General features: G+C 52.8%; 1 protein-coding gene. It reads right to left on the minus strand.

What is annotated here, in order from left to right:
- On the minus strand, positions 1 to 1,432 hold a 1,432-nt coding region (locus C461_RS14905), incomplete at its 3' end, for a hypothetical protein (protein WP_239639128.1).
- Positions 1,433 to 1,465 lie beyond the last annotated feature (33 nt).

A 1,465-nucleotide genomic window follows, 5' to 3' on the forward strand; every position in this document is an offset into this window, starting at 1 on the left:
CGATGATAACGCGGTCTTCGGTTCCAACACCGAAGCCACCGCCGCCACCACCGCCACCAGTTCCGGTGGTCTCATACTGCCTTCTGAGTTGTCGCAACTGCTCGATTTCGTCCGCGAGGGAGCTTGCGTTCGTTGAGTTGTAGAGGTACTTGTGTGGGCTGGTCGTGTTCATCGTCTCCCCTGTCCGGGTGTTCACAGCCTCTAAAATTTCAAACTGCGACCCATATGTGGAGAGGTCAACAATCGTGCCGTTGGCCCCATCTTGAACAGCCATGTAGAAGGTTCCATTATAATCTGAAAATCGGTATGTCTGACCAGTATCCCAGCCACCAGATGCGTCATCTCCGGTGTAGAACAATGTTCCATTAAGCACCGTCGGATTGCCCGAGCCGTCTCCGACTGCAATAGTGTGCGATGCATTGATATCCCCGGAAGCACCGGTTGACGCGAGCATGGCCGCGCCCTGACCGTAGTATCCAGACTTTTTGAGAGATGTGGATGCCTCAGCCCCGATAGTGGATGGGTCCATCATCGCAAGGTCTGACGAGTTTATTTCGCCTGCTTGGTACTGGCTGGACACCTCATCAACGTAGGGGTCCATATTCGCAAGCACTTGTTGGGTCTGCTCTTGGGTTTCGTCGAGCAGATAGGTGTCGTTCTGGTCGTTCGCCCAAGAGCCGAGCGACCCATAATCCTGTGACTCGAAGATTCGTGTCTCCTCGGACGAGTTTGGTTCGACGGCAACAACCCGGATAGGAGATGCTTTTGGTGGGTCTGACGACCCCCCCGGATGGAAACGGGAGCCGGATGGGAGAGTCCTCAGAGAGATTTCTTCAGTATCGACAGATGTTCCATTGACTAACTCGAATTGAATCGTGTTTGTTCCAAGCGTTTCACCACCAGAGTACCATTCTCCATTCCTCTCATTTTGGTAGTAGTATCCAATTGTTTGGTCGGATTGGTTATCTAGACTAGCTATTTGAGTGACTTTAGCGTCCCAATCTGAGAGAATCCGAACCTGAACCCGAGAGTAGTAGTCTCGAACCGTTTGGTTCACCGCGGATTTAGCCTGTGACCGGGATGCACCGTTATTTAGCTCGTTCACCATCGTTATTTTAGCCTTTGACATGGCGACCGTTCGAGCATTAGCCATGAAGTTCTGCGTCGTCGTGGTGTACGAGTCGGTTGCGTCTTTCAGGGCAAGAGCGCTTGAATACGCATTTGTGGCGGTGAGATTCTCATAGTCGGTGTTGTCTGACCAATGACAACCCTCGGTATTGCCGAGAATCGTATTGAACCACGCACCACCGAGGTAGTTTGACGCCGAACCATCGCAGTTGACCATCTCCGCAGATGCGTGTCCGACCGGAGATGACCCTGGAACCACGCCGCTCGTGGCGGCGGTCGTGATGACGATTCCAACGAGCAGCATAACCACTGTCTCTTATACACATCTCTGATGGCG

The sequence above is a fragment of the Halorubrum aidingense JCM 13560 genome (genome assembly GCF_000336995.1).
In the GTDB taxonomy this organism is placed as follows: domain Archaea; phylum Halobacteriota; class Halobacteria; order Halobacteriales; family Haloferacaceae; genus Halorubrum; species Halorubrum aidingense.